The following is a 4,307-nucleotide window of genomic DNA, read 5'->3' as shown; positions in this document are numbered from 1 at the left end:
AAGGACCAATCACCTACGATATGTTGATCGCGCCGGAAGCAAAGGGATAAGCCTTAACAGCAAAACCAGTTAAAATGAACATTATCACATTAAAAAATCCGGTGTTTCGTTTTGATTCAACATTGGCTTGCTCCAAGGCCGCTTTCAGGGAGCGTTCTGTGTCATCATGGAAGAAAACTGGGGTACTTTTCTGGTAAAATTGAGACATCCCCTTGGCGTTGTGCGCTTTTGCGAGCCCTTCGAACACGCGTGCATATGTTAAGATGCCAAGCGAGGCTGAAAGTTTCTCAACGGTTTTTTGGCGCTTGAATTGAATGATCTTTCCATAAAGCTTAAAAAGAATCTGTGCCTGCCAATCTTTTTGTTTAGCATAATAAACATCGAGGATCGTATCCGTCGTCGGATGATGATGCTGATGTTCGTGAACGATGTCCCGAAGAAAATAAAAACACTGGGAAACCGCATAGTAAACACCACTCGCATATTGCTTGGCTATACACTCTTTTATGTATTCCGGTCCGCCACAAAAAGAGTCATGAAATAGAGATCCATTTCCCTGGAAAATAGGGCGTCTCTTAAAAGTTCTCTCTTCGGGTTCCACATATCGTAACGTTACGAATCCATTTCTTTGAAGGACAACACGGCACGAAAAACTAGCATGGCTTTCTAGAGCTGCATTCTCCCGTGCAAACCGACTATCAAAAGAGTCATGAAGAGTTGTTTCTTCGGATCTGTATTGATTGAGGGCGGCGTGCAAGGCCTCACAGCGTTTCGCAACAAACAAAGTCCAATACGCCGAATTATGAAAAACATGAATCGTTCCCTTTAATTCTTCCATGGCACCGTTGTGGTCGCGGGTCGATTCTGCAATCAGAACAAACCACATCGCCCGCTCACCGGAGCTTTTAAAAGAAATGAGCTTATCGTCAATGATACGTTTTTGATAGACAAAAATCCGGCGCTCATGGTGATCGTTGACATTTGAGAATTTTGCTTTGTGAGGGTGGTTCGTATTCCCCACAGTCGAAAACGACAGGTTGCCCGTAATAGTCGGCACCCAGCTTAGATACTCAAACTCAGCGCCCGGCCGAAGAAGAAACAACGCCTCGCTAGGGTCTTCTATGCGCCCCATCAACACTTTCCTCGGAAAACTGGCCCCGTGGATTCCAAACGATGTAGCCGTTTACTTCCTTTGTGCTCAATCCAGCATGAGCGTAGTAATCGCGCTGGGCATCGGATCGCGCGGACACATTTCCATTGAGGACATCCATAACGCCCCGCCAACCTTTCGAAATCCGCATTTGCGCGATCTGGCGGTCACCATCAGAGACGGTCAAAGCGCTCCATGCCAATCGCAGAAAAAAGGCGGACAAAGCCGTACAAAGCAGAGCCACCATAATGAGCAAAAAATCGGTCATTCAAACCTCATCCACAGATCACACGGCTCGAGTCGCACCTCAGTTTTCCTCGTGTTTCTGCCCGTTGGAGAGGGTCAGGAAAACGCGCCGAAAAATACACATCTCTCGACGCGGATCAACGAAAACCGACGATGTCAACATATAAAAAACCGTAACGTGATATCCTTGCCACAACGACCCAATCGCGCGCCCTGCCGAATCCCGCGCTTCAGTCCGCCGCCGACGGCCCGGCGGACAGGCGGGCCAGCACCTCGTCGAGCTGGTCCAGGGAGCGCCACGCCACCGTCACCGTACCGGTGCCGTTGGCCTTCATATCGATCGACACCGCCATGCCCAGGCGCGCGCTCAGGTCCTGTTCCAGGGCCAGGGTGTCGGTGTCCTTGTCCGTTGACCGCCCGTCCCCGGGTGAGCCGCGCCGGGGCCGGGTCTGCGCCGGGCGGTCCTGCGCCTCGCGCGCCAGGGTCTCGGTCTGGCGCACGTTGAGGCCCTTGCGCACCACCTCCTCGGCGAACACGGTCGGGTTTTCCAGCGCCAGCAGGGCGCGGGCGTGGCCGGCGGACAGCGCGCCCTCGGACACCATGTCGCGCACCCGCTCCGGCAGGTGCAGCAGGCGCAGGGTGTTGGCGACGTGGCTGCGGCTCTTGCCGACCACCTCGGCCAGCGCTTCCTGGCCGTGGCCGAAGTCCTCCAGCAGGCGGCGGTAGCCCTCGGCCTCCTCCATCGGGTTGAGGTCCTGGCGCTGCAGGTTCTCGACCAGCGCGACCTCCAGGGTCTCGCGGTCGTCGAGGTCGCGCGGCAACACCGGCACCTCGTGCAGGCCGGCGCGCTGGGCGGCGCGCCAGCGGCGCTCGCCGGCGACGATCTCGTAGTGGCCCTCGTGGGCGGCGCTGGGCCGGACCAGCAGGGGTTGGAGGACGCCGCGCGCGCGCAGGCTCTCGGCCAGTTCGTCCAGGCTGGCCTCGTCGAACTGGCGGCGCGGCTGCAACGGGCTCGGCCCCAGGCGGTCGATGGCCATCAGGCGGATGCCGCGCCCGCCGCCCCCCTCGCCCGCCGCGGCACCGTCGGCCGCGCCGGACTCGTCGCCGGTCTCCGCCTCGTCCTCGCCGAACAGCGCGGACAGGCCGCGCCCCAACGTTTGTCGCTTGGCCATGGGCGTCACGCCGCCATCGGCCGGTTCTGGCGGATCAACTCGCCCGCCAGCTGGATGTAGGCCTTCGATCCGGCGCAGGCGACGTCGTAGAGCAGGACAGGTTTGCCGTGGGACGGCGCCTCGGAGACGCGCACGTTGCGGGGGATGACGGTCTGGTAGACCTTGTCGCCGAAATAGCCGCGCACGTCGGCGGCGACGCTGTCGGAGAGATTGTTGCGCTTATCGAACATGGTCAGGACGATGCCCTGGATGGCCAGGGTCGGGTTGAAGCGGCCGCGCACGCGTTCGATGGTGCGCATCAGGTGGCTGATGCCTTCGAGCGCGAAGAACTCGCATTGCAGCGGGATCAGCACCGCGTGGGCGGCCACCAGGGCGTTGATGGTCAGGAGGCCGAGCGCCGGCGGGCAGTCGATGAGGATATAGTCGACTCCGGCCGCCGAAGCACCCCCCTGCCCGCCCCCTGGCCCCCCCAGGGCGTCGGCCAGGCGGTGCTCGCGCCGCTCGGCCGCCACCAGTTCGACCTCGGCGCCGGCCAGGTCGGCCCCGGAGGGGACGACGGACAGGCCGGGGATCTCCGTCTCGGTCGTCACCCGGGTCAAGGGCAACTCGCCGGAGAGAAGCGGATAGGTGCCCTGGCGGCGCGCCTCGCGGGGCACGCCGAATCCGGTCGAGGCGTTGCCCTGCGGGTCGAGGTCGATCACCAGCACGCGCTGGCGCGTGGCGGCCAGGGCGGTGGCCAGATTGATGGCCGTGGTGGTTTTGCCCACGCCGCCCTTCTGGTTGGCGATGGCGATGATGTGGGCGCGATGGGACGCGCGGGCCTCAGGCGTCGGAGGGGACACGGCGGATCTCCCGAAGGATGAGGACGCGGCCGGCGGGATCGGCGTGCACCGGGACGGGCGCCGCGTGCGGCTCGACGCGCATGATCCACCGATCGGCACAGGCGGTCAATTCGCTCTCGACCTCGCGGCCCTTCGGCAGCAGGGCAACGCCGTCCGCGCCCAGGTGGCGGACCACCAACGGCAGCAGATCCGGCAACGGCGCCAGGGCGCGGGCGGTCACCACGTCGGCGCCGAGCGGGGCCAGGGCCTCGATGCGAGTGGCGTGGATGGTGACCGGGGTGGCGGTGGCGCGGGCGGCCTCGCGCAGGAAGGCGGCCTTGCGTTGGTCCGACTCGACCAGATGGACCTCGGGCAAATGGACATCCGATGCCCCGAGAATGGCCAGCACCAGCCCGGGAAAGCCGGCGCCGGAGCCCAGGTCGGCCAGGCGCCGGGTGCCGGGCGGGATCAGCGGCACCAGCGCCGCAGAGTCGAGCACGTGCCGCGCCCAGGCGTCGGGCAGCGTCGAGGGACCGACAAGGTTGATGCGCCGGGTCCAGTGGGCCAGCCGCTCCAGCAGGGTGACGAGGCGGTCGAGCGTATCGTCCGCGATCGACTCGGGCGGGCGGTCGAGCACCGCCGCCAGGGAGGCGCGGCGCTCGTCGGCGGACGGCAGGGCCAGGGCCGGCGTGGCACGCCGCGTGGGCTTTGGGGGACGCGACCGTGGGTCATGGGTCGTCGGAGAGGACATCGGCATCCGGAGCGGCAGGCTGAGACAGGGGCGGCGAAAATAGAACCCCCAAGACGGAAAGGCCACCAGGACGTTGGCGCGAAGCCGTTCGGCTGGCGTGCTCCGGCAGCGTCGGCGGATGGTCACCACGGAGACACAAAGGACACAGAGCGACCGGCGTTAAGCCG

At 63.2% G+C, this 4,307-nt stretch carries 5 protein-coding genes; all 5 read right to left on the bottom strand.

Annotation, left to right across the window (positions count from 1 at the left end):
• Positions 1-13: 13 nt before the first annotated feature.
• Complete coding sequence (locus Q0309_RS14885; protein WP_299442825.1) at positions 14-1,132, bottom strand: hypothetical protein; 1,119 nt, start codon at positions 1,130-1,132, stop codon at positions 14-16.
• Complete coding sequence (locus tag Q0309_RS14880; protein WP_299442822.1) at positions 1,110-1,418, bottom strand: hypothetical protein; 309 nt, start codon at positions 1,416-1,418, stop codon at positions 1,110-1,112. Before Q0309_RS14880 ends, Q0309_RS14885 begins: the two co-directional genes overlap by 23 nt.
• Before the next feature lie 208 nt (positions 1,419-1,626).
• Positions 1,627-2,568, bottom strand: coding sequence for a ParB/RepB/Spo0J family partition protein (locus Q0309_RS14875; RefSeq protein ID WP_299442820.1), 942 nt, complete (start codon positions 2,566-2,568; stop codon positions 1,627-1,629).
• Positions 2,569-2,573: 5 nt separating this feature from the next.
• Positions 2,574-3,410, bottom strand: a complete 837-nt coding sequence (locus Q0309_RS14870) for a ParA family protein (protein WP_299442818.1) — start codon at positions 3,408-3,410, stop codon at positions 2,574-2,576.
• Positions 3,391-4,140 (bottom strand): 16S rRNA (guanine(527)-N(7))-methyltransferase RsmG, encoded by a 750-nt coding sequence (gene rsmG, locus Q0309_RS14865; protein ID WP_299442815.1) that lies wholly within the window; start codon positions 4,138-4,140, stop codon positions 3,391-3,393. The genes Q0309_RS14870 and rsmG overlap by 20 nt, the downstream gene beginning before the upstream one ends.
• Positions 4,141-4,307 lie beyond the last annotated feature (167 nt).

It is taken from the genome of uncultured Rhodospira sp. (genome assembly GCF_937138205.1).
Classification (GTDB): Bacteria; Pseudomonadota; Alphaproteobacteria; order Rhodospirillales; family Rhodospirillaceae; genus Rhodospira.
The sequence above is the reverse complement of the archived record's forward strand: the minus strand, read 5'-3'. Positions and strand labels throughout refer to the sequence as shown.